Consider the following 25,692-nt stretch of genomic DNA (forward strand, 5'->3'; position numbering starts at 1 on the left):
ACGTATATAGCATTCAGTCGGATTATTTTTAGATACTGATAGGCTGGGCATAGTTATTGCTTTTAAGAGCAGATATTTAGCTTGATTTGATCTGTATGGACCCAACAGTGAATACCAGTCAGGCACCGCAGCGCGTCATTCATACCCGGCGTAAATACAATACCTGGGTGGTCGATGAAAGTATTGAGGATTATGCCCTGCGCTATGCGCCTAAATCCGTCCGGAAATGGTCACTATGGACAGTGACCAATACGGCGCTTGCGGCCGTCAGTTTCCTGGCAATGGAGGCACTTGGAGCCACCATGCTCTGGCAATACGGTTTCGGTAATGCTTTCTGGGCCCTGGTGGTTGTGGCGATTATCATTTTCCTGACCAGCTGGCCGATTGGTTATTATGCTGCCCGTTATAATGTCGATATTGATTTACTGACCCGTGGTGCCGGATTTGGCTATATTGGCTCCTCCATTACCTCGGTCATTTATGCCAGTTTCACCTTTATCTTTCTCGCCTTTGAAGCCGCCATCATGGCGCTGGCATTGGAGCTAGGCTTAGGGATACCCCTGAGTATTGGCTACCTGATTTCAGCACTGGTGATTTTGCCATTGGTGGTCAAAGGTATTGGCTTCATCAATAAGGTGCAGGCCATCACCCAACCACTCTGGTTATTTCTGCTTTTATTACCATGGTGCTTTGTGTTGGTGAAGCAACCTGATTTGATCAGCAATCTTGCATTGATTGAGGGCGCAAAAAGTCAGAGCGCTGCCTTTAATCTGTCTTTTTTTGGTGCATCCTGCACGGTGCTCTTTGCCTTGATCACCCAGATCGGAGAACAGGCGGATTATCTGCGGTTTTTACCCGATAAAAAACATATTCAGCGTAAATGGAATTGGGCTGTCTTTTTAGGTGGGCCGGCCTGGATTCTAGGTGGATTTATCAAGATATTCATGGGTATGCTGCTCATGGCACTGGCAATGCAGTATCTGGTTGCTGATTCTGAACTGAGTAACCCCAATTATCTGTACTGGATTGCTTACCAACAGGTGGTCAATCATCCCGGGATCGCTTTATTTCTGACGGTTTTATTTGTCTGCGTTGCCCAGATCAAGATTAATGTTACCAATGCCTATGCAGGGTCATTGGCCTGGTCGAACTTTTTTGCGCGTCTGACGCATAGCCATCCAGGGCGCGTAGTCTGGCTGGTATTCAATATCTTTATCGCTTTGCTGTTGATGGAACTTGGGGTAATTCATGCGGTGGAGCGTGTGCTTGGCTTATACAGTAATGTGGCCCTTGCTTGGATCGGTGCCATTGTTGCGGATCTGGTGATCTGTAAACCACTGGGATTGAGTCCAAAAGGAATTGAATTTCGACGGGCCTATCTATATGACATTAATCCGGTTGGAGTCGGTAGCCTGATCATTGCATCGGTCTTATCCATGTTGTGTTACTGGGGCGTTTTTGGAGAGATTGCCCGGTCCTTGGCCGGCTTTATCGCACTCGGTACGGCGATGTTATGTGTACCGCTAATTGCCTGGTTTACCAAAGGTAAATACTACTTGGCACGTCAAGAAAAGCCTGAACTGAATCTGGTCGAGACACAGACGTGCGTGGTGTGTGAGCATGATTATGAAACTGCAGACATGGCCAGTTGTCCAGCCTATAGCAGTCAGATCTGTTCTCTGTGCTGCACGCTTGAAGCACGTTGTCATGACCTGTGTAAGCCGCATGCACGCTGGTCTTCACAGCTCAGAGTTTTTGCGGCCTGGTTCCTGCCGAAATACTGGGTACAACATATTAATACCCGCTTGAGCCTGTATATCCTGCTGATTTTTGTCTTAGGTGTGGTGCTGGCAGTGAGCCTGAGCCTGATTTATTTACAGGAGTCTGCCAGCCTGGGCGCTTTGTCACAGCAGCAGGATGCGCTGACAATGCTGTTCGTCAAAATCTATGCCGTGCTGTTTTTACTACTTTGTGTGGCCGCCTGGTGGTTAGTGCTGAATGATGAAAGCCGACGTCAAGCACAGCTGGAAAGTAATACCCAGACTCAACTGCTGATGGATGAGATTGAAGCGCATAAGGTTACCGATCGCCAGTTGCAAGATGCCCGTATTCAGGCAGAAAAAGCCAATGAAGCCAAAAGCCGTTATGTGATTGGCATCAGCCATGAGTTACGAACACCGTTGAACAGTATTCTCGGTTATAGCCAGCTACTGCAGAAACAGGAAAAACTGTCTGAACAGGGCGAATCTGCCCTGGGCGTGATTAGCCGGAGCGGTCAGCATCTGACTTCTCTAATTGATGGTCTGCTGGATTTGGCACGGATTGAAACTGGCAAGATTTCTTTGGAAAATTCCAATATCGACCTGCCAAAATTTCTTAAACAGATCGTGCATATATTCGAGCCACAGTTTGCCCAAAAGCAGCTGAACTTTGATGTGGAGATCAGTAGCAAGATTCCACAGTATGTCCGTATTGATAAAAAACGTCTGGAACAGATACTGATTAATCTGTTGGGTAATGCTTTGAAATTTACCCTGGAGGGGGTAGTCAAATTTAAGGTCGATTACCGTTTTCAGACCGCTTATTTTGAAATTCAGGATACCGGTTGTGGGATTGCTGAGTCGGATGTTGAGCGGATCTTCCAGCCTTTTGAGCGTGGTCGTAATGTGGTACAGGGCAGCTTTGCTGGCACGGGTTTGGGGCTGCCAATCGTGAAGCTCTTAGTCGATATTCTCGGTGGCGAGCTGACCCTGAGCAGCCAGTTAAAACAGGGTTCAGTGTTTAAAATAAAACTGTATTTACCTTCTAAATCCCTGATCCATCCGATCGCGGATGTTGCCTCTAATACCGTGACCGGTTATACCGGAGAACGCCGTAAAATACTGGTGGTTGATAATGAAGCAACCGATCGTGGTCTAGTTTTAAATTTCCTGAAACCACTGGGTTTTATTTTAGAAGAGGCAGAATCAGGTTTAGCCTGTTTGCGCCAGGTACCAGAATTTAATCCTGATCTGATTCTGATGGATTTGAGCATGCCTTTACTGGGCGGCTGGGAAACGGCGAAATTGCTGCGCCAAAATAAAATGACCAATGTACCGATTATTATTATTTCTGCAGATGCCAATGAGCGGATGATCAATCCGGAAACCGATGTTCTCAACGAAGACTTTTTAGTAAAGCCGGTCGATCTCAATTTATTATTGAACAAAATTGGTGATAAATTGGGCTTAAGCTGGCTGCATCAGCATGAGCAGCAGCCAGAACAAGAACAGCCTTCTGACCAGAAAGGACAGATCTCCACGGTTGTGATTGAAAGCAGAAATGAGTTGAACCCATCCATTCCATTGTTGAACGTGGCAGAGGCGGTCCTTCAGCTGGAACAGCATTTAAGTATTGGTTTTATCCGGGGGGCAAAAGATGTCCTGCATGAATGTGGCCAGCACTTTGAACAATATAACGATATATGGCATCAGATTGAGCAGGATTTAAAACAATTTGATTTTAAAAGAGCAATTCAGCGACTTCATGAGCATGCAGATGTGCTGAAGTAGGGGTAAGGTGGACATGTTGGAAAGTATTTTGATTGTGGATGATATACCTGAAAATCTAAGTCTATTGCATGAGAGCCTGGATCAGGCTGGCTATCAGGTACTTGTAGCGACCAATGGATTTGATGCAATTGAAATTGCGCATCGCATTCAGCCTGACATGATCCTGCTTGATGGCAGTATGCCGGAGATGGATGGTTTTGAAACCTGCACTCAGCTTAAAGCCAGTCCAGTGACTGAACATATTCCAGTGATCTTTATGACCGGGCTGACAGAAACTGAACATATCCTCAAAGGCTTTCAGGTTGGTGGGGTAGACTATGTCACCAAGCCTTTAAATATTGATGAAGTTCGGGCACGAGTAAAAACCCATTTGTTACAGGCTCGTTTAATGCATCAGCAGCGACAAATGCTGGATGCAACCGGCAGTGCGATTCTATCGCTGAATCTGGAAGGTGAAATTATCTGGCAGACCCCAATCGTCAGTGAATTGCTGAAAAATCATCAGGTGGATGTACAGCATTTTCAGTCCAGTTTGAATCAGTGGCTACAGGACTTGCTCAAGCAGCCAGATCAAGCACACTTACTGCATGGTCAGTACGGTCATGGCCATCAGCAGTTACAGCTTAACCTGCTCACCAAACTGTATGCAGGGCATATCTCTAAACATGTATTGGTGCAGTTGAAAGAGCAGACCCAAATGCCGAGCGCAGAGGAAATCGCGCAGGCTTGTCCCAACCTGACACCGCGTGAAGCAGAAGTGATGCATTGGGTCACGATGGGGAAGACCAACCGGGATATTGCCGAGATCCTGCAACTCAGCCCACGGACGGTAAACAAGCATCTTGAGCATGTCTTTGAAAAGCTTTATGTAGAAACACGGACAGCTGCGGTGTTACATGTCATGTCGGCCTGTCAGAATCAGGCAGTGGCTTGATACTTTTGGCTATCAAGTTCCCTTTTCTGGAAAGAAAAGGAACTTAAAGTTTTTCTTTAAATCTCGATATTTTCATTCCAGAGAAAATAGCCGCCATACTGACTTGGTCTAAACTCACCATCAATTTCTTTCCCTTGCTCAGTTAGAAGATGTCTGCCATTTTCATTAAGTTTTAGAAAACCTTTTTCTGTCATCTTATCCAGGAAATCAGCTGTTTTGATTTTGTGCTTTGCAGCGAGTTTAGACGTGGTAAGTTTAGACAAAGTATTACTTTCTTCATCTATTTCAATTTCTTTAGAACTAGAGTCATTTTTAACTTCATCTAAGCTAATCCGGACTTCTTCGCTAATCCGAATAATACGCTGCGCTTCTTCATACGCATCTTTAAAAACTTCATCATCTTCATACTTACGAACTGAAATGCCCATTTCATTGTTATTGACCTGGCTAAATTCATAGAGGTTTAAACTGGAAATAATACATTCCGATTCATTGAGATAGCACTTTGCATGCAGGTTTTTGCAGAAACTCAAACGGACATAGTCCAGTTTTTGAATCCATTTGATTTCTTCAGGATGCAAATCACTTTTGCTATAGACAATGCGAACATCAATTTTTAACCGGTCTTTGTCTTCCAATAATTCTTTAATATGGTCATTGAGACGCAAATATGGACTGATTAAAATTAAACGTTCTTTGGCATTTTTGATGAGTTCTTCTAAGAAAAACGTAGGATTTCTTGCCATTATTTGCATAGCTTTGCACTTTGCTACAGCCTGAGCGGAGCTCTTTTTCAAAATCTGAATCAGCAAAAGTGTGCGCGCTTAAACCTAAAAGACCGATAGACAATAGAGATTTATACATAGTGTTATTCAGTATGATTTTGAGCTGAATAATACATAGCCGCTAGTATAAGTAAATAGAACTTGTGCTTATTAAACTGGATAACAACCAAATATCGTGATGACCAAATATTAAAAAGCTGAAAAGGAGTGTCCAGAAAGCAGTTCTGGAATAGCTTTAAACTAAGAATGAATCAAGCTCGATCCAGATTCAGTTGCAAGAGGACCAAATCACGCCATTGCCCAAACTTCTGTCCGACTTGCGGCATATAGGCAGTTTGAACGAAACCCAGTTTTTCATGCAGACGAATCGATGAGGTGTTTTCAGAGTCAATCGCTGCGACCATGATATGCAATTTCTGTACTTGAGCCTGTTCAATTAAATACTGCAATAATTTAGAACCTAAACCTTGTCCTGCATAATCTGGATTTAAAAAGATGGAATGTTCTACCGTCTGTTGAAAGCCCTGAATACTACGAAACTGATCATAACAGGCATAGCCAGCAATGACTTGATTTTGAGTATCTTCAACCACAAAAACCGGGAAATTCTGATTTTTAAGCTGTTTAAACCAGATTTTGAAATAGTTTAAATCAAAGGCCGTTCTGTTCCAGGTCGCAGTACCATAGAGTACTTCCTGATTATAAATCTCGAGGATAGTTTCAAGATCATGTTCGGTCGCAGGTCGAATATCAAAATCAGGCATATTCTTGTTCTAGTAGAGGTGAGCTGAAATCACAGTTTAAAAAAAGCAGAACCGGAGTTCTGCTTTTGATGATACATCAATTAGAAATGATATTTCACAAGTGCGCTGACGTCATTTTGGTCTACGCCTTTATAACCATATTTATTGTTCCAAACTGAATGTTCGATACCTACATAAAGTTTAGTGTCTGGAGAGATATGTTTACCTACATTCCATTTGTACTGGCTAGTCCAGTTCAATTCACTAGCATGGGTATCTTCAGCCGTTGACCAATCCAGGAATGCATCAACAAGGAAATCTTCAGTACCTAACTTAAATGGTACTGCGTAAGTGATGGTCATTTGATAATCATCTGCAGTGTTATCATTGTCAGCTTTGTAGAAGTTAATGTTTGCATATTGTGTATATGGAACATTTAAAGCAAAACCAACACCATACAAATAGTTATTAAAGCCTTCGCCACCTTCCCAAGTTGTCGCAACGAGTACGTCCTTGATTGGACCAACTTCAAGTTTAGTTCCTGAAACTGCACTTAAGCTTAAACGCGGTGCAACCTCAAAATAGGTACTATTACCTTCTGGATCATTGTTAGTACGATCAGCGAAAGCAAAGAAATCACCATATTTTAAACCGGCCGCATATTCAGCAGTAACCGTTGTTTGATCAAGCTTTTCATCTTGAGTGAGAAATGGTGATTTATAGTTTTCACCATAAAGACCTGTAACGCTAAAGTCCTGCCAAACTGGTTTTGCTTGAGAAAATGCTGCAGTTGAAGCCAATGCACAAAGTGCCGCAAGTTGTGTAAATTTCATTTAAATCTATCCCCCCGAGAAAGCAGAATAAGCATACAGATTAATAAGTAAAAATAAAGTTAAAAGTGATTGCTGACTTAAATATATTTCAGCCCTCATGAGTTGAATGAAGACGATCATCTTCCTCAGTTTTCATTGCTTTTCGCTGATACTTCTTTAAATTATTATTTTTTAAATAAAGTTGAATATGTAGTGCCTTAAAAGGCTGAATGTATAACTAAAAATATAAAATCACTTCAATTCAGGATGATTAACTTAGAAAATCAGTAAAAATAGGGGGATATACAGATTGTTTAGTAATTAATTTGGGCCTGAGGCTGAACAGCTTTGTTCTTTTTGTGTAATGAAGCTACTTTTAAAATCTCAAATAACCCTCGTTTTATAAGCCTATTCTCGGCATCGTAAAATAAGAGGGATCGGTCTTATATTTCATTAAAAAAATTATTTTGCAGGTTGTTATTTTAAAATGACGAAAGAGTATTTTTCCCGGTTATGCAAAAGCAACTAAATAATGATAAAGCAAATGATCTATTCAGGACTGTAAGGCTGACTAGGCGCTGATCTTATAAGATAAATTATTAGATAAAAGTGAGTTAATTTCTATAAAAAATACTTTTAATTTCTCTTTTTTTAGGTTTCTTGATCGAGTGTTATTTAAGCGATTTATCTGCTTGGCCAAAAAATATTTCAAGTTAAATCGTGTGAAAGGTTATGAAATTTCCGTTTGAAAAATCCTGCATTTTTGAGCTGAGTAAGCAGTTGTCACAATGGATTATTCTTTTGCTAAAAAACCAAAATATCACTTGCATATTTCCCAGATACAGCCGATATTCAAGATATAAGGACACGATTCTGCAGACTCAAAAATGTGTTCATCATTCAAAATGGAGGGTGTGATTCCAATCATTTGAAGAAGTGAAATGCGATGCGAAACAGCAAGCTACAAACGTGCCAAGATAAAAAATTTTGCACTCAAAAGTTACAAAGATTGAGGATGGTAATATATGAATATTGAACTTCGTACCGATAACCACATTCAGAATAGTGATCGTTTAATTACTTATGTACGGGAAGAATTAAATCAAGAATTCCAGCGCCACAGCGAACGTATTACCCATTTTTCAGTCCATCTCAGTGATGAAAATGGCGCCAAAGGCGGCGATGACGATATTCGCTGTATGATTGAAGCGCGTCCTGCAGGCTTGAAACCTGTCGTAGTCAATCACCGTGGCCATAATGTCGATACTGCGATCCATGGTGCAATTGACCGACTGAAACGTAGTCTGGAACATGTGATCGAGAAAAAAGACAATGTTCGTCCTGGTGCTCTCGACCTAGCAGACACAGATACTGCGGATATCGAAGAGTAAGCCGAACCGATTTGAAAAAGCCCTGCGGGGCTTTTTTCGTATTAAACAAAAATATAGTTATGAGAAGCACAACAAATCCTGCTTTATTCGGCATAATAGTCGAAAACGAATCAAAGTGAGCTCCATCATGTTAACTGCGCAACAACAGCTTTTTGTGCAAGCACTCGAAGAATTAAATCTGGACCAGGTTAAACAGCTGCTGGCAGATGGACTCAACCCGAATTTTATTGATCATGACAAAGGCCCGGTGATTTCGGTCTGGTCAGATGGCCTGTTCAAATGGTGGGAAGAGGTGTGTGAACTGTATGAAGCCGGTACACCACTTTCAGAAGATGAGAAACAGGCACGTTTGGCGGTACATTTACAGATTCTGGAAGAACTGATCCAGGCCAAAGTGAATCTGCATCTGTGGGATGCAGAAGAAATTTATGGCCCGCTCTGGGATGCCGCGAGTGCCGCATGTGCACCGGCTGTACAGCGTTTACTGGATGAAAAAGTCGATCCAAATAGCAAAGATGAAGATGGCATGACTATTTTATCTTCAATTAGTGATCTATTCTTTGATTGTGATTTTGATGAAATCAACTGGTCAGAAGCTTTAGACGAAGAAAAACAGACGCTAGAACTGCTTCGCAAGCATGGCGCAAAAATGACCAAAGAACTCAGTTAAATTTTAATAAAGAGCTCCAACATGACAACATTAAAAACCTTGGGTTTGATTGCACTGGCCGGTTGTAGTGCACAGCTTTTCGCAGCAGATTTTGAATTTGATCGACCAGGTGAGGGTCTGAGTACTGGAATTACTCCAGTCGGAAATGTCGCTTGGGAGCAAGGCTTGCCTACAGCGCGTTATAGCAAGTCGGGCGATCAGACCGTGACCACACTCAGTGCAGATATGTTGTTACGTACCGGACTCAGTGATGATCTGGAATTGCGTTTAGGTTGGGCTGGCCCGACCTGGACCCAAGTGAAATCCAATGGCCAGACCGAAGAAGATGATGGTCTGGGCGATGTTAGTATTGGTCTGAAAAAGGCCATTGATTTGGATGATGACAAACTCAGTATGGCTTTGCTGGCCGAAGCCATCATTGCAACAGGCAATGCCGGTTTCACTAATGAAGAAGATATTTACAGCTTGGGTTCTGTCGTGTCGTATCAATATAATGACTTGGTCAGTACCGCATTGACCATGCGTTATGAATGGCAGGACAGCAACTGGGCAGTGTCTGCGATTCCTTCTCTAGGCTACCGCATTACTGATCGCTGGTCAGGTTATTCTGAACTGATTTACCGTAAAGCTGAAAGTGTCGATAATCAATACGCGCTCGGTACCGGGGTTATGTATGCCTTAAACGACCGTGTCCAATTGGATGCGAATGTCGGTGTAGATCTGGATGGTGCAGATCGAAGTTACTTCTCAGGCCTAGGTTTCTCTGTGCTGTTCTAAGTTATTCAACTCACAGATGATGAAATACTCGCAGTTCCCGACCTGGGGGAAAATGCTTGCCCCGGTTATTTTGGGAAGCACCTTGTTCAGCAGTCCTGCTCAGGCGGAAACTGCATTGTTGTCTGCCGAGCAGGCTTTTCCTGTGAGCGTGATCTCCACCAGTCAGCAGCAGGCTGAACTGAGTTGGCAGATTCCAGACAACTATTATCTGTATCAGCATAAAATTGAAGTCCGGCAGGGCAACCAGCCGGTGTCGTTTGAGTTGCCACCCGCTGAAGATTTATATGATGATAACTATGGACATACCCAGGTTTATTATCAGCAGTTAAAGTTTCAAATTCCGACTCAGGCGGGGCAATCCTATCAGGTCAGCTGGCAGGGCTGTGCCAAAGACCGGATCTGTTATCCGCCACAAACCATTCAGTTCAAGACCGATTTGTCCGGTCTGGTGCAATTCGAAGCTGCCGGATCAGGAGCAAAGCGTTTACTTGATCTGAATACTTCATCACTGCAACACAATACCCTGTTTAATACAGTGGATTCCTCAGAATCTACAGCAGATGAAATCTCTGCATCAGCCAACACACAAACCGAACCTTATGCAGCACAAGACCAGAAATGGTCAGCCCAGTTGCTTGAGCGCTCTTTGGGCTATGGGCTTTTACTGTTCTTCGGCTTGGGAATTTTACTGGCTTTCACCCCGTGTTCCTTGCCGATGCTGCCAATTCTGACCTCGTTGATCGTACGTGACAGTAAAGGTCTGAAAGCCTGGATGATTGCACTGACTTTTGTCAGCAGTATGGCCGCTGTCTATGCAGTACTTGGCCTAATTGCGTCTTCAGCTGGTCTGAACTTCCAGCGCTGGTTGCAGCAACCGGGAACCCTGATCGCATTTAGCATCCTGTTTGTCCTGTTTGCGCTGAATCTGTTTGGCCTGTTTGAAATCAAATTGCCGCAACGTCTGGTTCATCGTCTGGATCGGGCACAGGCCATGCAGCAGGGAGGTAGTCTGGTCAGTGCCGGCGTTATGGGCATGATTTCGGCGCTTCTGGTGGGACCATGCATGACCGCACCACTGGCAGGTGCATTATTGTTTATTTCCCAGACGCAAAGTCAGTGGCAGGGGGCTTTACTGCTGTTTACCCTGGGTTTTGGAATGGGGACGCCTTTATTACTGGCCAGTATTCTGGGTGCACGGATTCTGCCTAAAGCCGGGCACTGGATGAATCAGATCAAAGTGCTCTTTGCCTTTATCATGCTGGCGCTGGCGCTGTATTTTATTCGCCCACTGATTTCAGAAGCCGCTTTACAATGGTTATCCCTAGCTTTGGGTATGACCTTCGTGGCTTATGTGCTGTTCCGGATTTTCTGGCATCGTACCGGTTTGAGATGGCTATATATCCTGTGTCTGGTACTGGCCGTGCCCTATATCGCTTATAGCCAATATCAGCACAGTCAGCGTTTTTTTGTGGAGCAGGCGAGCACAGAAGCCAAGTGGCATGTGGCACGTAGTGCAGCAGAATTTCAGCAGATTTTGGACAGGGCACCACAAGGGCAAAAGATTATTATTGATGTCTACGCCGACTGGTGTGTTGCCTGTCAGCCGATCGAACATCGTATTTTAAAATCTGCAGCGGTACAGCAGGCGCTTGCGCCATATTTCCTGATCAAGCTGGATTTAAGCCAATATAATGTCTCTCATCAAGCGCTGTTAAACCAATGGGAAATTCTCGGGCCGCCGACGTATTTATTCTTGAATGCGCAGCAGCAGGAAATTAGGGGTTTACGTTTAACCGGTGCTTTTAGCGAGGCAGAATTGCTGGCACAGCTGCAAGCACTGGCTCAAAGTGAAAATCCATAATTTAGTTCTTAAAAAAAGCTGAACCCGTTTAAGAAACCTGCATCTGTGCTGGCACCGGTTCAGCATAGGCTTTGACCAGATTAAGCCCACCGGCTTTGGCCTGATAAAGCGCCTGATCGGCCTGACTTAATAACTGTTGCGGGCGTAATTCCGCGCTAGAAATGGCAATCCCGAAACTGGCGGTCACCGGGATCAGCTCACCCTCATCACTGAAAATCTGCAACTGCTGAATGGCGATGCGGCAGCGTTCAGCCACTTGTTCGGCTTTTTCCAGACTGGTATTTTTAAGCACCAAAATAAATTCTTCCCCGCCAAAACGGCCGACTACATCACTTTCGCGCAATTGCTGGTTCAGCACGGCGCTCACTTCGACTAAGGTTTCATCGCCCTTATTATGGCCATAGTGATCATTAATTTTCTTGAAATGATCCAGATCTAATAGCACTAAAGCATAATTGGGAGTGGCTGCGGCATTCAGTTTATCCAGACATTGGTTGATGCTACGGCGGTTAAACAGGTTGGTGAGCGGATCAATCTGACTCAGCTGTTTGATCAGCTGCTCGCGATGACGCCATTGGCTCAGCAGAATCTCGAATAACACCATGCAGACGGCCAGAATTGGCAAAATGAAATACAGCATCGATAACAGCCAGAAACCATTATAGAAAAGCTTGTCATCGATATTAAATAGCGGTGAATAAGGCAATTGATGACTGAAACTTAAATAGGCGCATCCGCCCAGAAAAATGGAGGCGGGAATCAGCATGCTATACACCAGCGTGCGATGAAACAGCACCAGACCGACCATAATTAAGCAGACGTAAGCGGTGGTAGCGACCGGACTGATCACGCCGACAATATAGGCATCCCGGCATAGCGAACCCACAAAGGTGCCGACTGCCAGATAGGGCAGATAACGTTCCACCAGACGGTTGCCCTGAAATTTATAACAGGGAAAAATCAGGAGAAATAGAATTACCAGAAAGCTGCTGTTCAGAGTAATTTGTGTATAGACCCGTTCTAGATGAACATATTGCCAATATTCGGGATTTAATAACACGAAAATATCCCAGCCGAGCCAGGTCAGATGTACTCCGCATCCCAAGGTCAGCATCAGGATGCATTTCTTCAGGATGCGCCAGTTCATCACGACTTCATCTTCGACCAGATATTTCTTGATTCTGTGTCTTAGCACTTTTTCTAATACAGGCGATATTCGCTTCATGGTCCCGGTCTGACTTTAATTGTTATGGCAGATTTTTTTTAAGACTTATTGGATATTTATAACTTTATTTACACAAGATAACATAAGTTTGAATGCTTGATAAACAACAATATTTAAAACATTTTTGTGATTTAGTTGATATCTGATCTGCTCAGTCTTTGCCGATAGCGCAAGTGATCCAGGCTATGTCAAAGGGTCTTAATCAAAATTAAAGAGGTTAAGAGGTATACAGTTTTGTTCTAAATTCAGGATGATGTGTTTTATTTGTACTAATTATTTCAATATAGTCAATCGTTAAAATGGCTGCATTGTTAGAAACAACCAAAGATAAAGAGCGAAGCCATGAAAGTTTTACAGATTGATTCCAGTATTTTAGGAGATGCTTCTATTTCGCGTCAGTTGACTCAGGCTGTGGTGGAACAACTGCAGCAAAAATATGCTGAGGCCATTGAAGTTGAGTATCTGGATCTGGCTGCACAGCCTATTCCTCATCTTACCGCCGAAATTTTAATGGGCCAGAATGCAGAACAAACGGCATTGGGCGAGGAAATTTTAGATCAATATTTGCAGGCAGATATCGTGGTGATTGGTGCAGCGATGTATAACTTCGGTTTGCCATCGACCCTAAAAGCCTGGATTGACCGGATCTGTGTCGCGGGACGTACTTTTAAATATACCGAACAAGGTCCTGTGGGTTTGGCGGGCAATAAGAAAGTGTATATTGCCAGCAGCCGTGGTGGTGTCTATGGCGAGCAAAGCCCGGCTGATTTTCAGGAGGCTTTCCTGAAAACCGTGTTTAACTTTACCGGTGTGAATGATATCGAAGTGATTCGTGCTGAAGGAGTGAACATGGGCGAAGCGGTTAAAGCCCAAGCATTGCAAACTGCATTGCAGCAAGTTCAGGCCATTTAAAACCTAAAACCTCTTTTCAAAGGGTCAGCTACGGCTGACCTTTTTTATATGCTAAATCATGCTTAATCTCGGTCCAGACGATGGGCAAATTTTGCAAGATCACTCAGTGCCTGTTTAGCTTCATCGAACCAGGCACTGAACATCTGAAAGTTATGCCACATACCGGTATACAGTTTAAATTCGACCTCGACACCCGCCTGTTCCGCTTTTTCTTTAAAACGGCTAGCATCATCCAGCAGAATTTCCTTGGAACCTACCTGAATATGAATCGGTGGCAAACCGGTTAAATCGGCAAAAAAAGGAGAAACTTCCGGATCACCCCGATCAATTGAACGCGGTACATAATATTCAATCCCGGTTTGAACTGTTTCCAGAGACAGCAGGGCATCATGCTTCTGGTTATAACGTAAAGATTCACTGGTCAACGTTAAATCCAGCAGTGGAGACAGCAGAATCAAACCGCTAACTTGGGGACGATCTTCTTTTTGCAGTTTGAGTGCCAGCGCCAGCGCCAGATTGGCACCGCACGAATCGCCGGACAGAATGATATCTTTGGCCTGAACACCTTGATCTAGCAGCAGATTATAGACATCAAACAAGGCTTCCAAGGCTTCAGGATAGGCAGATTCGGGTGATAGCGGATAATCGACATGCAGCACCTGCATCTGGGTTCGAGCCGCAATTTGAGTCATAAAGGCGCGATGGGTATTTAAAGAACCTAAGTAAAATGCGCCGCCATGAATATGAAAAATCAGCTGGGTCGATTCCTGCTGCGGCTTAATTTCTTCCGCGCGCAGTCCGGCCAGTCGGAGCGAGCGAATCTGTACCGTTTTATCCTGAGGGAAAAGTTTGCACATCTGTTCCAGAGCAATACGCATCGAACTCGGTGGAAGACTGAATCTGCTCGGGGCACGAATGGCCGTTTTTAAAAAGCTTTCTGTAATTAATTGTTTCGTTAGCGGGCTTATCTTCATCTTCCTTCCATCTTTTTGTGCTTTTATTGATCGTGTAGATTATTTACCAACCATATTTACAAGGTTACACTAAATAGTCACACCTAAAAATTGAAAAATTGTTGTGACTTTTTAATACTACATGGGTCTATTTTCAGACTAAGGAAATGAAGAAAAATGAAAAAAATAGCGCTTACGTTAGGACTACTAGGCTTATCTGCACTGGCTAATGCCGCGGATCCTTTAAATGGCACGGTATGGAAAACCATTGATGATAAAACCAAGCAGCCGAAGGCGATGGTTAAATTCACTGAACAAAAGAATGGTACTTTGTCAGCCAGCATTCAGTCGGTGTTAACTCCAGGTGAAGAAAATGCCTGCAAGAAATGTGAAGGTCCATATCACAACAAATCTCTGAAAGGCCTGACCATTGTTAAAGGTCTGAAAAATGCTGGTGGTACCAGTTATGACAGCGGTTCGATCCTAGATCCGCAATCTGGTAAAACCTATAAGTTGAAAGGCCAGCTGGCAGACGGTGGCAAGAAACTTGAGCTACGTGGTTTCATCGGCGTAGCGGCATTGGGTCGTAACCAGACCTGGATTCGTGCCAACTAATTTATTTTAAGCAGATATACAAAAGCCTGACCGATGTCAGGCTTTTTTTATGAGTGTTATTCAATACATGATATTAGCGGGCTAAGCCACGATAAGCTGTTTCATCAAAACCGGCAATAAATCCTGTAGAGGTCGCCAAGATTGGACGTTTAATTAAACTGGTATGGGTAGTTAATGCATTAATTAATGCATCTTCACTCGACAGGGCGGTTAGTTGCTCTTCTTCACTAAGTTTACGCCAGGTGGTGCCTTTCTTGTTCAGGACCACATCCTGACCCAAGGCATCCAGCCAGGTTTTGATGGTTTCAGCATCGATGCCCTGTTTTTTATAATCATGAAATTCATAACTCAGACCTTGCTCAGTCAGCAGATCAAAGGCTTTTTTCATCGAACTGCAATTTTTAATTCCGTAAATTTTTAACATAGCTGCCCTCTAAAAAATTTAAATCATGAACTAGCTTAACCAAATTGGCAGCAGCAGACCATGCAAAAGCAAATGAAAAAAAAGAAAAAATTTTAAATAGCAGAAAAGTCATGTCATCAAAATGACATCAAGCAGCTTTAACATGAGCAGCAAGAAAAAGAACAATCTAAATAATAAGAAAAATAAAAATTTGGGAATGATAGAAATAGAAAACCCGCATTTAATCATCCTGATCATGCGGGTCTCAATCCAACGTCCAATGTCACATCCATGCAAAACAAGCTAAATCTATAGTCTGTTTTATTTTCGTCCTACGGCGTCCTGTCCTTATGTTGTCGTCCTGACATGTCCTTGTGCCGTAGCGCTATAATGCTATGTTATTACATTGAGATAAACCCAAAAAATACGTCATGTCATGTAAGAGATAAGCCTTAATTGAGTGAACAACTGTTCACTCAATTAAATAATCCAGATTATAGTTTGTAGTCGATAATCACGGGGGCATGGTCGCTAAACCATTGTTCTTTATAGACCCAGGCATTAATGGTGCGCTCTTTCCAGTCCGGAGAGCAGGCATGATAATCAATCCGCCAACCAACATTCTTGGCACGCGCCTGTCCACGGTTTGACCACCAGGAGTATAATTCGGCTTCTTTGCGGACTTCACGGAAAGTATCGACATAACCAAGCTCATCGTAGATATGATCTAGCCAGGCACGTTCGTGCGGTAAACAGCCCGAGGCTTTCTGGTTACCCGACCAGTTTTTAATATCGATACGTTTATGCACGATATTGTAGTCACCGCAGACAATCACCGATTTATTTTCATCGCGCCACTGTTTCAGGATTTTTGCATATTCTTCCAGAAAGTGATCTTTACGCGCTTGCGCTTCATCACCCGATGAACCCGAAGGCAGGTACAGGGAACAGATCTGTACAGTTTGTTCTAGACCCAAGTCAAATTCAGCGGCAATAAAACGGCCTTGTGAATCGGCTAGTTCAAAACCCAGGCCATCGGTCAGAGACACAAAAGGCAGACGGCTATAAATGGCCGTACCGGCATAACCCGGACGCTCGGCAGGAAACAGGTGCGTGTACCAGCCTTCAGGCTTGAATTTATCGGTCCACTGCGCATGCGTGATCCGGCTTTCCTGCATGCAAATCACGTCGGCATCCGACTGTTCCATCCATTCTAATAGACCTTTGGTGACAGATGAGCGTAAGCCGTTGACATTAATTGAAACGACGCGAAGAATTTTTTGATCACCTGGATAGCTACTCTTTGGTATCATGCGCAAGTCTTACCTTAATTAATGGATTTAGGAGCACCTCATGTCAACGCCAGCTCAGTTTAACCCACAAGCTTTTATCGAACTCGCATTATCACGCGGTGTGCTTAAATTTGGTGAGTTTACTTTAAAATCGGGACGTGTGAGTCCCTATTTTTTTAATGCGGGTCTGTTGAATGATGGTGAAGCCTTGACACTGCTGGCTTCTGGCTATGCTGCAAAACTGATTAAATGTGACCATGTTGAAGTGATTTTTGGACCTGCCTATAAAGGCATTCCTTTTGTGGCAGCAACTGCTGTGGCTCTGTCGCAAAATCATGGGGTAAGTGTGCCGTGGGGTTTTAATCGCAAGGAAGCCAAAGACCATGGCGAGGGTGGCGTATTGGTCGGTGCTTCTGTAGAAGGTAAAAAAGTCTGGATCATTGATGATGTGATTACCGCAGGCACAGCGATTCGTGAAGTCGTCACCATCCTGAAAAATGCCGGTGCGCAGATTGCGGGTGTGCTAGTTGCATTAGACCGTCAGGAAAAAGGTCAGGGCGAACTGTCTGCGATTCAGGAAGTGCAGCAAGAGCTTGAGATTCCTGTACATGCCTTAATTACCATGAAAGATTTAATGGACTATCTGGAAGCGAAAGGCGACCTAGCAGCTTTGGCGAAAATGGAAGATTACCGTGTTAAATATGGGATCTAAGCCTAGATTGGCATAGAAAAGGAAGCTTGAGCTTCCTTTTTTTGTAGATGTTCAATTTGCTAAACATTTGAAATTTATTATCTCTGTCTATTCTTGTAAGCATTGGCTTACATCAATTCCAGCACTTTGCGGCTGTTTTGAATAGTGGAAATTTCCTATGATAGCTTTAACAGGAACAGGAGGTTCCACACAAGAATAACAATAGATAAATACAAGGAAAGTAAGGTACGACAGGAGTTATACCAAGCGAACCCATACGGAAAGCCCCTGGCAGGATGCTAGGGGTTTTTCATTTTTATCTTTTATAAAGTCTAACTGAGCAGCAGTGATTCAGAAACATGATTCTTAAAAATTCACTTTTGATGAGCTAAACAGACAATCAGAAAACCTTTCACCAAAATTATGAATCTTCAGTGCTAAAAAAAGCACCTGAAGGTGCTTTTTCTTATTGCTGGGCTAAATTATAGCGCAACGATATTGATCGCATTTGGACCTTTTTGACCATCAACCACGCTAAAAGAAACGCGTTGACCTTCAAACAAAGTTTTGAAACCAGAACTGCTGATTTCTTTGAAATGAGCAAAAACGTCAGGACCTGATTCTTGTTGAATAAAACCAAAACCTTTAGTTTCGTTAAACCATTTTACTGTACCGGTAACTGTAGTAGACATAATATAACCTGTTAAATTTTAATAATTTTAGTCATGCAAATGACTATGGATAACTTGGAAAAACAACAAGAATTGAAATAAAGATCTGAAAAAACGGAGGATTATAAATAATACTGCGGCACTTAAAGAAGCTTAACTAAACAACGCTTTTTTCTAGTTAAAGACAGCATAGCCTAAATCAGAAAATATTCAAGTTTTTTATATTTATTATTTATTTTTCTTATAAAAGTGGCTCCATTCTTGTTTTTTAAAGAATTTCAAGCTGTTTACTTGAGCTTTATCGGTTGTATTTAAGCTTTAACCAAGCTAAACAATAAATACACGTTGTGTTTGTGTTACTTTATGTTAATCAAAATCGTTCAGTACCCAGCAAGATTTTACTAAGTCAGTGTATTTTATAACTTTGGGTAAATTAGTATTTGTAGTTTTAAGATAGTTATCGTCATTGTTTGTGTATAAAAATCCACCTATATTAAAATTCAATTGGAAAAATTAACTATAAGAATTTCTTGATTTTAATTTAAAACCAAATACGAGTGAGTCTCATGGATTACTGGAACAGTGTGTTACTTATATCCATCATCACCATGGTTGGACTGGCCATGATCATCCTGTTCGTCGGATGTAAAATGTGGAAGAACTTGGTGGTCACTTTACTGATTGCCACCTTGATTGGTTTTCTGATTGTATGTGCAATCAATTTTGTTTTTGGCGATCGTCTTCAATTTCTATGGGGTGCCCCTGAAACTGGTGATAGTAATTTTATGCTGGAAATGGGGCTGCTGAGCCTGTTAATTGGCGGTGTAAGTACCTTTATCATTATGTTAGGCACTTTGGTTGCTAAAAGTAACAGTGGAAATCAAGGCGATGAAGACTAGTTTTTCGCAAAATAACAAGTGTCTTAATGAGCGGGAAAGTACAGAAAAGCATTGCATGTACAGTTCATAGGCTTAAAAAATCTTTCTCAGTCAAATGTATAGTGCCATAGCGCTACGGGACATGAATGGCGTTTCACATCCCGTAGCTGCATAATTTTCTGTATCAAAAATTTAGAACATCATTCTTAGACCTGCACCATAGATCCAGCCTTTTTCTGAATCAGAACTTTGCTGCCAGGCTGTCTGTTGGTTGCCTTTACTATATTCATAACCCACTTCCAAATAAGGCATGAGCTTTTTGCTCAGTTCATAGCGTGTTTCCAGGCCCAAGGTGGCATGACTAAGGCCGGTTTTTTTCGCATTAGCTGCCTGATCATTCAGGATGACATCCAGTTCGACAAAGGGTTGCATAATCAGTTTCTGAGTCAGTAACAGGTCACGCTCTGTTTTCAGTTTTAATCCGACAAAGTCATCTTCACCAACATAGACATGAGCATCCGTTTCGAAAAAGTAGGGAGCCAGGCCATGTAGCCCAAATACTGCATCGAAGCGCTCGTTCTGCTGGTTTATAGAAGGCTCGGCTAAATTTTCCTGTCGATAGCGCACCCCGGTCTGCACATCCCAGAAATCAGAAATATTTCGGCTATACAACACTTTGGCATCATATTCGGCCTGACGGGATTCATGTTTGTCGGCTTCTAGCTTGAGGAAAATTTTATTTTCATCCGTGCCGACTCTGGCCTGGTTCTTGGACTTGAATGCTCCATTTCCCTCTGAACTATGCTGCCATTTCTGGTCCAGAATAATCTGGCTATAAATCTGTGCGCCATGTTCTTTACGATGATCATGTTCGCTGGCAGAACTGACTGAATTTTGTGGTGTGTTCAGCGCCTGCTGTTGATGCAATAACTTTGGTGGCGGTTGATGAGAAACGGCATTTGCTGTTTCAGTATGCTGTGCGTGGTCATCAGCCATGTTTTGCATGGCATGATATCCGCTATGATGCTGATGTTCATTATGACCCGTATGCTCGCTAGAAGCTGCCGCAAAAATACTCAGACTGCTTAGGGTAAGCGCACTGCTAAGCACTGACTTTACAAAAAGATTAGTGATGTGCATGGCTTTCTCCTTGGGCAGCTGCTGGCTTTGACGGCGTTTTTTGTGAAGAAGGGTGAGATGCTTGATCTTCGTCAACCTGTGCCACAATCAGCTTGTTCATCATGCCGGCACTCATGTGATAGAGCAGATGGCAGTGAATCGCCCATTCTCCCAGTTCATCTGCTGTGAGCAGGGTGGTCACCGTTTTCCCGGGCGGCACAATCACGGTGTGTTTATTTGGCATATTTGCAGCAGACTGACCATTTTCCAGCTGCATAAACATGCCATGCAAATGCATCGGATGGGCCATCATGCTGTCATTGATAAATTTCAGCCGGATCCGCTCGCCATATTTCACCTGAAGTGGCTCGGCATCACTGAATTTTTTACCATTCATGGTCCAGATATAGCGCTCCATAGTTCCACCCAGACGAATCACCAGTTCACGTTCTGCTGCGCGGGTATCAGGTTGCGGTGTCAGGGCTTTGAGGTCTTGATATTGCAAGGCTTTGTGCCCTGCAGGCGTAGACATATTGGCCCAGCCCTGAACAGGCTGATTGGTTCCGGACATGGCACTATGACTTGCATGCATGTCGTGCTGGGCATGCTGATCATGTTCACTTGTGACAGTCTGCGTGGTCTGACTGCTGTGTGCGTCATGCGACATGTCATGCTGTTCGCCATGTCCCATATCTTCCATGGTCAATAAGGCACGAGGGCGCGGTGTCGGTAATTGAACCGGGGCCGGGGTTTTGCTTGAATCAGTTGCCTGATGCAAACTGCCAATGGCAAAGCCTGAGCGGTCGATCGATTCCGCTTCAATCTGGTAATGCGCTGCAGTGGGTTCCACAATCACATCATAGGTTTCAGCAGTTCCAATCCGGAATTCATCTACAGCGACCGGCTGCACAGCTTGTCCATCGGCGCTGACCACGGTCATTTTCAGCTGGGGAATACGCACATCGAAAAACGACATGGCAGAAGCATTGATGAAACGCAGGCGGACTTTTTCATTGGGCTGGAACTGGCCACTCCAGTTTTGTTGCGGCGTTTTTCCATTGATCAGAAAGGTATAACCGGTAACATCAGATAGGTCGGTTTTCAGCATACGCATCTGGTTCCACATCTTGCGGTCTGACCAGGTGGCCTTGAGGCCGTCACGTTTTACCTGCTTAAATACATCGCCAACGGTTTCGCGCTGGTTCTGATAATATTCGGCCGATTTTTTTAAATTGTTCTGAATCTGCTGGCTGCCCTGTTCGTGAAAATCCGACAGCATCACCACATAATCCCGCTCGGTTTGTTCATGTGCAGGTAGCAATGTCTGGGCTTTGGGGCGAATCACCAAGGCGCCATAGAGGCCGTCCTGTTCCTGACCTTTGGAATGTGCGTGATACCAGTAGGTGCCGTTTTGACGAACCTTGAAGCGATAAGTAAAAGACTGTTTCGGTTTGATGCCCTGAAAACCGTTAAATCCGGGGACACCATCCATCAGCCCGGGCAGGAGCAGGCCATGCCAGTGCAGTGAGGTATCCTGATTGTTCAGGTTGTTTTGTACATGAATGACTGCATCATCACCTTCTTCGAATTCCAGCAAGGGTGCAGGGAATTTTCCGTTTACAGTGATACGCTTGACCGTCTTTCCGGTGAGATTGATCGGGCTTTCATCAATGACCAGATGATATTCTTTTACGGCTGCAAACAAGGCAGACGACGAGATGAGACCGAAGCCCAGACACAGGCTTTGACTGATTTTAAGCAACATAACTTAATCCTTAATGAATAAAAAAATTTAAAAATTCAGGATCAAGCTTTGGGTGGGCGCAGGATTTCTTGCCAGTAACCGACAAGGTGCTGGGCATGGTAAGCAGGGAGGAGGGTTTTTTCCGGATAACCGTGATCAGGCACGCTTAACTCGGGCGTTGTAATGGGCAGGCTGGTGACCAAGTTCTGGCAGGCCATAGTGCCATAATCCAGACAATCTGATGACTGCTGGGTGCTGTCACTGACACAGTCCGGCTGAATCAGTTCCTGATCTTGATGATGATCAGTCTTATGCAGCGAGTGAGAAGCAGAGGGTTTTGTCATTTCCAGACAATGAGGATTCGTTTTTTCAGACGGCATAACCAGATGCATGGTGTTTGCAGATGCGACAGACACACTGCTCCAGCCTATGGCAAAAACCACAAGCATCACCAACCAGATCTGTTTGACGAGCCGTATGAGTAAAAGTACACCCTGAAAAAATGCGCTGCATGTTTGAGCAATAAAAGCATAAACGCAGTAACTCAAATTAGCAAATTCTGGACAAGATTATTTTTTAGGTCACCTACATACTACTTTTTTCATAGGTTCAGGTTTCAGTTTCGCACTTTTCGCATTTTTTACAGTCTAGCAGCATCCCGAGTTTTTCTTTACGTCCTTGCTCGGTCATCACCCATGGGCGATTTTGCCATGGCGGGGTATGCCGCACATGCTGGCCATGTCCGCAGGCCAGCTCTGCAACCCAATGCTGTTCCTCATCCAGGTGAAAACCGATAATGGCCTGTTGCATGGCAAACCTCCTGTGGGCTCAATCTGTCTCAGTACCTATATAAAATAAGTCATGCAAAATCACCATAAACAAAAGAATCGACACAAGCTATACTCCTTGCCAAGTCATTTTTTGAAAAAGAGCAGAGACACATGCGCGTACTTGTTGTGATGGATCCCATTGAAAATGTAAACCTGAAGAAAGACTCGACCATGGCGATGCTATGGGCAGCAGCACGTCGCGGGCATGAACTCGGTTATGCATTGCAGCAAGATTTATATATCGACCAGGGCAAGGCCTTTGGTCTGATCGCGCCGTTACAGGTATTTGAAGACTACGATCATTATTGTGAACTCGGCGAAAAACGCAAAGAGTCGATCGCTGCTTATGACGTTGTCTTGATGCGTAAAGATCCGCCTTTTGATATGAACTTTGTCTATACCACTTATATTCTGGAACAGGCAGAGCGCGAAGGGGCATGGATTATCAATAAGCCACAAAGCCTGCGTGACTGTAATGAAAAACTGTTCGCAACCCAGTTCCCGCATCTGCAAGTTCCGACCTTGGTGACTTCGCAACAAAGCCTGATCCGTGAATTTCTCAAAGAACAGGTCGATGTGATTGTAAAACCGCTAGATGGTATGGGTGGCACCGGGATTTTCCGTCTGTATCAGGATGGCATCAACATCGGTTCAACCATTGAAATGCTGACCAATAATGGTACCCAGCCGATTATGGCGCAGCGTTATATTCCGGAAATTGTCGAAGGCGATAAACGCATCCTGATGATTAATGGCGAGCCAGTGCCATATTGTCTGGCCCGTATTCCACAAAATGGTGAAGTGCGCGGTAATCTGGCCGCGGGTGGCCTGGGCGAGGCGCGCCCACTGACTGAAACTGACAAAGCCATTGCAGCAAAAGTAGGGCCGTATCTCAGAGAGAAAGGTCTGGTCTTTGTGGGGCTGGATGTGATTGGAAATTATGTTACTGAAATTAATGTAACCAGTCCAACCTGTATCCGTGAAATTGATGCGCAGTTTGGCACCTCGATTGCGGATGATCTGTTTGCCGTGCTGGAAGCAGGTCAGGCCAATCAGGTTTAAAGGTAAAATCAGGTGAAAGAAGAGTCTGCTTGCAGGCTCTTTTTACCTTTTTTATTTCGGGTAACGCTTAAATAAATATGCCGTCATTACCATGCCCAGCATCGAAAGGCAGACGGTGATAATGGCAAGATTGGCCCAGTATTGAGTGGCAGATATCAGCGCAGCGCTCAGGGTCGGTATAAAAAACTGTGCGCAGGCTGAAATTTGTAAAACCAGACCCACACTGGCCGCTGCTGCATAGGCACGTGGTGCATAGTGCAGGGTAATCGCAAAAACAGTGGTTGGGATCATCCCGCCAATCAGTGAAAACAGCACGGCACTGACAACCTGCAATTCAAATGAGAGCCAGGAATTTGCAGCAAATACCAAGCAACTGCTGCAGAGCATTGCTACAAATCCGGTACTCAATAAGGTGTGCGGTCTATAACCCTGTTGCAGCAACATGCCTGCGCCAAAAGTACCGCCTAGGTTGGCCAGCACGACCATTGAAGCCAGCATCCCTGCGCGTTTTAAGTCTAGCCCCTGTTCGACATACAGCGTAGGCAGGAAGCCCGTGACAGTGATCCATTGACTGCTATAACAGGCAAAAATAATCGCCAGACAGATAATCGATGGGTGGGTCAGGGTAATTTTAACAATCTGCCAGAATGAGGTGTTTTCCGTAGCTGGCTGAGAAGAGTCTGGCTGTGTTACCAAGACAGGTTCAATATTTAAATATTGTTTAATCATGCCAGCAATGACAAGGCACAGGCAGCCCAAAATGGCCCAGATCATTTGCCAGTCCAGATATTCAAGCAGGAGAGGAATCGTCAATACGGCCAGACTGACACCGATGCCCATATAGGAACTCCAGAGTCCCATCTTGAAATTCAGTGTCTCAGCGCGGCTGGTACGTTTTAAAATTGCTGGCGCACACAAGGAAATGGTTAAAAACCCGATTCCTTCCATAAAGCGCAATACATATAAAGTGGCAGGCTGCGTAATCCAAAGCCCGGCAAAACTGCTCAGCCCTAAAATGATTAAGGCCATGATCAGGCAGCGCTTTAATCCCATTTTTTCCGAGAAGGCGCCAATGCATAGCGCAAACAGCATTCCGGCAGCCTGCACCAACGCTAATGAAAAACCAGCCTGGGTAAAACTCAGGTTTAAATCCTGCTGCAATACAGGAATCACGGCCGAAAGTTTGCCGACATGGATCGCAGCCAGATAACCGGCCAAGATAATCCATACATCATGACATGATATTTTTGACATTTATCCGAACTGAGTCCATTTAAAGCATCTGCTTGTACATCAAGCATCATTCATATATAGATATGAATAACATGAAAGTTTTATAAAATTGATAGGATTTAAGCCTAAGCTCATTAGTCGATGATAGGATATGGATTGACCGGGAGTGAGCTGTAAAGGGTTCTAAATAAAGCCCTGTCCGTGGCAAGGTTATTGATAATAGACTTCCGTCATAAATCAAAAAACGTACAATTTATTTGATCTTAAATTAATCAGCAAAATTATTTAATTCAAGAGATAATCCTTGGATGAAATTCAAAGATATTCAAAAATTATCAGACGTTAAGTTTCGTAGGCTTACCGGTGTTAGTTGGGCTACATTTAACCTCATGTTGGCCGAGCTAAATAAGCAGTTACCTCGTCATATTGGTAAAGGACGACCGCATAAATTACCGTTGGAAGATCGTTTGCTCTTATGTATAGAATATTGGAGAGAATATCGAACATTTTTCCATCTTGGTATGAGTTACGGTGTATCTG

25 protein-coding genes are annotated in these 25,692 nt (G+C 43.8%); 12 read left to right on the forward strand and 13 right to left on the reverse strand.

Annotated elements, in window-relative coordinates; genetic code table 11:
- Window positions 1-95 precede the first annotated feature (95 nt).
- Both AC1P5O_RS05980 and AC1P5O_RS05985 read left to right on the forward strand, forming a co-directional pair.
- Window positions 96-3,551, forward strand: coding sequence for a hybrid sensor histidine kinase/response regulator (locus tag AC1P5O_RS05980; RefSeq protein ID WP_044108821.1), 3,456 nt, complete (start codon window positions 96-98; stop codon window positions 3,549-3,551).
- Window positions 3,552-3,564: 13 nt separating this feature from the next.
- Complete coding sequence (locus tag AC1P5O_RS05985) at window positions 3,565-4,485, forward strand: response regulator (RefSeq protein ID WP_005220520.1); 921 nt, start codon at window positions 3,565-3,567, stop codon at window positions 4,483-4,485.
- Between the two features lie 56 nt (window positions 4,486-4,541).
- On the opposite strand, the gene AC1P5O_RS05990 is transcribed toward AC1P5O_RS05985, so the two are convergent.
- The 3 genes from AC1P5O_RS05990 to AC1P5O_RS06000 form a co-directional block, all read right to left on the reverse strand.
- Entirely contained in the window at window positions 4,542-5,297 is a 756-nt protein-coding gene (locus tag AC1P5O_RS05990) for a phospholipase D family protein (RefSeq protein WP_499005881.1), read from the reverse strand.
- A gap of 224 nt (window positions 5,298-5,521) precedes the next feature.
- A complete protein-coding gene (locus AC1P5O_RS05995; protein WP_348942088.1) occupies window positions 5,522-6,034 on the reverse strand; it encodes a GNAT family N-acetyltransferase in 513 nt (170 codons plus the stop codon).
- 80 nt (window positions 6,035-6,114) lie between these two features.
- Window positions 6,115-6,846, reverse strand: coding sequence for an outer membrane protein OmpK (locus tag AC1P5O_RS06000; RefSeq protein WP_262443212.1), 732 nt, complete (start codon window positions 6,844-6,846; stop codon window positions 6,115-6,117).
- Window positions 6,847-7,850: 1,004 nt separating this feature from the next.
- Between AC1P5O_RS06000 and AC1P5O_RS06005 the strand changes: the two genes are divergently transcribed.
- The 4 genes from AC1P5O_RS06005 to dsbD all read left to right on the forward strand — a co-directional run bounded on the left by AC1P5O_RS06005 (window position 7,851) and on the right by dsbD (window position 11,524).
- Window positions 7,851-8,216 (forward strand): HPF/RaiA family ribosome-associated protein, encoded by a 366-nt coding sequence (locus AC1P5O_RS06005; RefSeq protein ID WP_005108164.1) that lies wholly within the window; start codon window positions 7,851-7,853, stop codon window positions 8,214-8,216.
- Window positions 8,217-8,343: 127 nt separating this feature from the next.
- Window positions 8,344-8,886: an ankyrin repeat domain-containing protein gene (locus AC1P5O_RS06010; protein ID WP_039902494.1), complete on the forward strand. Its 543-nt coding sequence runs from the start codon at window positions 8,344-8,346 to the stop codon at window positions 8,884-8,886.
- A gap of 21 nt (window positions 8,887-8,907) precedes the next feature.
- The gene (locus AC1P5O_RS06015) at window positions 8,908-9,663 is read left to right on the forward strand and encodes a transporter (RefSeq protein ID WP_253100158.1); all 756 of its coding nucleotides are present in this window, start codon (window positions 8,908-8,910) and stop codon (window positions 9,661-9,663) included.
- A gap of 16 nt (window positions 9,664-9,679) precedes the next feature.
- Window positions 9,680-11,524: a protein-disulfide reductase DsbD gene (gene dsbD, locus AC1P5O_RS06020; protein ID WP_499005883.1), complete on the forward strand. Its 1,845-nt coding sequence runs from the start codon at window positions 9,680-9,682 to the stop codon at window positions 11,522-11,524.
- 28 nt (window positions 11,525-11,552) lie between these two features.
- Here the strand turns inward: dsbD and AC1P5O_RS06025 are convergent, their stop codons facing one another.
- Complete coding sequence (locus AC1P5O_RS06025; protein WP_348942086.1) at window positions 11,553-12,749, reverse strand: GGDEF domain-containing protein; 1,197 nt, start codon at window positions 12,747-12,749, stop codon at window positions 11,553-11,555.
- Window positions 12,750-13,091: 342 nt separating this feature from the next.
- Here AC1P5O_RS06025 and AC1P5O_RS06030 point away from each other — a divergent pair, with 342 nt between their 5' ends.
- Entirely contained in the window at window positions 13,092-13,661 is a 570-nt protein-coding gene (locus AC1P5O_RS06030; RefSeq protein WP_262443139.1) for an FMN-dependent NADH-azoreductase, read from the forward strand.
- Between the two features lie 62 nt (window positions 13,662-13,723).
- On the opposite strand, the gene AC1P5O_RS06035 is transcribed toward AC1P5O_RS06030, so the two are convergent.
- Window positions 13,724-14,635 (reverse strand): alpha/beta hydrolase, encoded by a 912-nt coding sequence (locus tag AC1P5O_RS06035; protein WP_164543175.1) that lies wholly within the window; start codon window positions 14,633-14,635, stop codon window positions 13,724-13,726.
- 156 nt (window positions 14,636-14,791) lie between these two features.
- On the opposite strand from AC1P5O_RS06035, the gene AC1P5O_RS06040 reads away from it, so the two are divergent.
- Window positions 14,792-15,229, forward strand: coding sequence for a DUF2147 domain-containing protein (locus tag AC1P5O_RS06040; protein ID WP_005105342.1), 438 nt, complete (start codon window positions 14,792-14,794; stop codon window positions 15,227-15,229).
- Window positions 15,230-15,302: 73 nt separating this feature from the next.
- On the opposite strand, the gene AC1P5O_RS06045 is transcribed toward AC1P5O_RS06040, so the two are convergent.
- Both AC1P5O_RS06045 and AC1P5O_RS06050 read right to left on the reverse strand, forming a co-directional pair.
- Window positions 15,303-15,653 (reverse strand): Spx/MgsR family RNA polymerase-binding regulatory protein, encoded by a 351-nt coding sequence (locus AC1P5O_RS06045; RefSeq protein ID WP_005245670.1) that lies wholly within the window; start codon window positions 15,651-15,653, stop codon window positions 15,303-15,305.
- Between the two features lie 473 nt (window positions 15,654-16,126).
- Complete coding sequence (locus tag AC1P5O_RS06050; RefSeq protein ID WP_004729140.1) at window positions 16,127-16,945, reverse strand: exodeoxyribonuclease III; 819 nt, start codon at window positions 16,943-16,945, stop codon at window positions 16,127-16,129.
- A gap of 40 nt (window positions 16,946-16,985) precedes the next feature.
- Here AC1P5O_RS06050 and pyrE point away from each other — a divergent pair, with 40 nt between their 5' ends.
- Complete coding sequence (pyrE, locus tag AC1P5O_RS06055; RefSeq protein WP_004729142.1) at window positions 16,986-17,636, forward strand: orotate phosphoribosyltransferase; 651 nt, start codon at window positions 16,986-16,988, stop codon at window positions 17,634-17,636.
- A 461-nt stretch (window positions 17,637-18,097) separates the two neighbouring features.
- Here the strand turns inward: pyrE and AC1P5O_RS06060 are convergent, their stop codons facing one another.
- Window positions 18,098-18,307 (reverse strand): cold-shock protein, encoded by a 210-nt coding sequence (locus AC1P5O_RS06060; RefSeq protein ID WP_004281299.1) that lies wholly within the window; start codon window positions 18,305-18,307, stop codon window positions 18,098-18,100.
- A 545-nt stretch (window positions 18,308-18,852) separates the two neighbouring features.
- Between AC1P5O_RS06060 and AC1P5O_RS06065 the strand changes: the two genes are divergently transcribed.
- The gene (locus AC1P5O_RS06065; RefSeq protein ID WP_004729144.1) at window positions 18,853-19,185 is read left to right on the forward strand and encodes a hypothetical protein; all 333 of its coding nucleotides are present in this window, start codon (window positions 18,853-18,855) and stop codon (window positions 19,183-19,185) included.
- A 171-nt stretch (window positions 19,186-19,356) separates the two neighbouring features.
- Here AC1P5O_RS06065 and AC1P5O_RS06070 read toward each other — a convergent pair whose 3' ends face one another.
- From AC1P5O_RS06070 to AC1P5O_RS06085, 4 genes are all read right to left on the reverse strand, one after another.
- Window positions 19,357-20,304, reverse strand: a complete 948-nt coding sequence (locus AC1P5O_RS06070) for a copper resistance protein B (RefSeq protein ID WP_004729146.1) — start codon at window positions 20,302-20,304, stop codon at window positions 19,357-19,359.
- Entirely contained in the window at window positions 20,291-22,048 is a 1,758-nt protein-coding gene (locus AC1P5O_RS06075) for a copper resistance system multicopper oxidase (RefSeq protein ID WP_138742627.1), read from the reverse strand. The genes AC1P5O_RS06070 and AC1P5O_RS06075 overlap by 14 nt, the downstream gene beginning before the upstream one ends.
- Before the next feature lie 41 nt (window positions 22,049-22,089).
- A complete protein-coding gene (locus tag AC1P5O_RS06080; RefSeq protein ID WP_499005885.1) occupies window positions 22,090-22,470 on the reverse strand; it encodes a hypothetical protein in 381 nt (126 codons plus the stop codon).
- Between the two features lie 166 nt (window positions 22,471-22,636).
- Window positions 22,637-22,837 (reverse strand): DUF3565 domain-containing protein, encoded by a 201-nt coding sequence (locus tag AC1P5O_RS06085; protein ID WP_004281307.1) that lies wholly within the window; start codon window positions 22,835-22,837, stop codon window positions 22,637-22,639.
- Window positions 22,838-22,968: 131 nt separating this feature from the next.
- Here AC1P5O_RS06085 and gshB point away from each other — a divergent pair, with 131 nt between their 5' ends.
- On the forward strand, window positions 22,969-23,919 hold the full coding sequence (gene gshB, locus AC1P5O_RS06090) for a glutathione synthase (protein ID WP_004729150.1): 951 nt from the start codon (window positions 22,969-22,971) through the stop codon (window positions 23,917-23,919).
- 51 nt (window positions 23,920-23,970) lie between these two features.
- On the opposite strand, the gene AC1P5O_RS06095 is transcribed toward gshB, so the two are convergent.
- Window positions 23,971-25,173 carry an MFS transporter gene (locus AC1P5O_RS06095; protein ID WP_035340693.1) on the reverse strand — a complete coding sequence of 401 codons (1,203 nt, stop codon included), beginning with the start codon at window positions 25,171-25,173 and terminating at the stop codon, window positions 23,971-23,973.
- Between the two features lie 287 nt (window positions 25,174-25,460).
- On the opposite strand from AC1P5O_RS06095, the gene AC1P5O_RS06100 reads away from it, so the two are divergent.
- Window positions 25,461-25,692: helix-turn-helix domain-containing protein (locus AC1P5O_RS06100; RefSeq protein WP_499005886.1), on the forward strand; the 232-nt coding region annotated here is incomplete at its 3' end.

This window comes from Prolinoborus fasciculus (assembly GCF_056724605.1).

What these genes read in the sequence shown, in the direction of transcription:
- AC1P5O_RS05980 (WP_044108821.1), top strand. Translation starts at nt 96, where the DNA reads ATGGACCCAACAGTGAATACCAGTCAGGCACCGCAGCGCGTCATTCAT.
- AC1P5O_RS05985 (WP_005220520.1), top strand. Translation starts at nt 3,565, where the DNA reads ATGTTGGAAAGTATTTTGATTGTGGATGATATACCTGAAAATCTAAGT.
- AC1P5O_RS05995 (WP_348942088.1), bottom strand. Translation starts at nt 6,034, where the DNA reads ATGCCTGATTTTGATATTCGACCTGCGACCGAACATGATCTTGAAACT.
- AC1P5O_RS06000 (WP_262443212.1), bottom strand. Translation starts at nt 6,846, where the DNA reads ATGAAATTTACACAACTTGCGGCACTTTGTGCATTGGCTTCAACTGCA.
- AC1P5O_RS06005 (WP_005108164.1), top strand. Translation starts at nt 7,851, where the DNA reads ATGAATATTGAACTTCGTACCGATAACCACATTCAGAATAGTGATCGT.
- AC1P5O_RS06010 (WP_039902494.1), top strand. Translation starts at nt 8,344, where the DNA reads ATGTTAACTGCGCAACAACAGCTTTTTGTGCAAGCACTCGAAGAATTA.
- AC1P5O_RS06015 (WP_253100158.1), top strand. Translation starts at nt 8,908, where the DNA reads ATGACAACATTAAAAACCTTGGGTTTGATTGCACTGGCCGGTTGTAGT.
- dsbD (WP_499005883.1), top strand. Translation starts at nt 9,680, where the DNA reads ATGATGAAATACTCGCAGTTCCCGACCTGGGGGAAAATGCTTGCCCCG.
- AC1P5O_RS06025 (WP_348942086.1), bottom strand. Translation starts at nt 12,749, where the DNA reads ATGAAGCGAATATCGCCTGTATTAGAAAAAGTGCTAAGACACAGAATC.
- AC1P5O_RS06030 (WP_262443139.1), top strand. Translation starts at nt 13,092, where the DNA reads ATGAAAGTTTTACAGATTGATTCCAGTATTTTAGGAGATGCTTCTATT.
- AC1P5O_RS06035 (WP_164543175.1), bottom strand. Translation starts at nt 14,635, where the DNA reads ATGAAGATAAGCCCGCTAACGAAACAATTAATTACAGAAAGCTTTTTA.
- AC1P5O_RS06040 (WP_005105342.1), top strand. Translation starts at nt 14,792, where the DNA reads ATGAAAAAAATAGCGCTTACGTTAGGACTACTAGGCTTATCTGCACTG.
- AC1P5O_RS06045 (WP_005245670.1), bottom strand. Translation starts at nt 15,653, where the DNA reads ATGTTAAAAATTTACGGAATTAAAAATTGCAGTTCGATGAAAAAAGCC.
- AC1P5O_RS06050 (WP_004729140.1), bottom strand. Translation starts at nt 16,945, where the DNA reads ATGATACCAAAGAGTAGCTATCCAGGTGATCAAAAAATTCTTCGCGTC.
- pyrE (WP_004729142.1), top strand. Translation starts at nt 16,986, where the DNA reads ATGTCAACGCCAGCTCAGTTTAACCCACAAGCTTTTATCGAACTCGCA.
- AC1P5O_RS06060 (WP_004281299.1), bottom strand. Translation starts at nt 18,307, where the DNA reads ATGTCTACTACAGTTACCGGTACAGTAAAATGGTTTAACGAAACTAAA.
- AC1P5O_RS06065 (WP_004729144.1), top strand. Translation starts at nt 18,853, where the DNA reads ATGGATTACTGGAACAGTGTGTTACTTATATCCATCATCACCATGGTT.
- AC1P5O_RS06070 (WP_004729146.1), bottom strand. Translation starts at nt 20,304, where the DNA reads ATGCACATCACTAATCTTTTTGTAAAGTCAGTGCTTAGCAGTGCGCTT.
- AC1P5O_RS06075 (WP_138742627.1), bottom strand. Translation starts at nt 22,048, where the DNA reads ATGTTGCTTAAAATCAGTCAAAGCCTGTGTCTGGGCTTCGGTCTCATC.
- AC1P5O_RS06085 (WP_004281307.1), bottom strand. Translation starts at nt 22,837, where the DNA reads ATGCAACAGGCCATTATCGGTTTTCACCTGGATGAGGAACAGCATTGG.
- gshB (WP_004729150.1), top strand. Translation starts at nt 22,969, where the DNA reads ATGCGCGTACTTGTTGTGATGGATCCCATTGAAAATGTAAACCTGAAG.
- AC1P5O_RS06095 (WP_035340693.1), bottom strand. Translation starts at nt 25,173, where the DNA reads ATGTCAAAAATATCATGTCATGATGTATGGATTATCTTGGCCGGTTAT.